The sequence below is a fragment of the Domibacillus sp. 8LH genome (assembly GCF_038806185.1).
Lineage (GTDB): Bacteria > Bacillota > Bacilli > Bacillales > Domibacillaceae > Domibacillus > Domibacillus indicus_A.
This window is the reverse complement of the sequence record NZ_JAVJNG010000300.1, coordinates 1-242: the sequence shown is the minus strand read 5'-3', so window position 1 is coordinate 242 and position 242 is coordinate 1. Positions and strand designations below refer to the sequence as shown.

Sequence of the window (242 nt, the reverse complement as noted above, 5' to 3'; positions counted from 1 at the left end):
GAGCAATGGAGTCCAAGCCTCCTGTAGAAGCCATGGCATTCTCAATCTCTGTTGCCATTGTTTCTAAGTTGGAAGCCATCTCTTGCGTAGCGCCCGACGATTGCTCTATTGCTCCTGACACCCCGCTAAATGCTTCTTTCACAGCATTGTACGTTTGTTTAGCTGTATTTGCAGCCTGGTACGTTTCGACTAGTTTCCCGACCACTTCTTCATCTGCGTTGCTTTCATTCAATGCCTTTATC

1 pseudogene is annotated in these 242 nt (G+C 47.1%); it reads right to left on the bottom strand.

Going from position 1 to position 242, the window contains the following annotated elements:
• A pseudogene (locus RG959_RS24800) lies at positions 1-242 on the bottom strand (YhgE/Pip domain-containing protein); the annotation flags it as partial.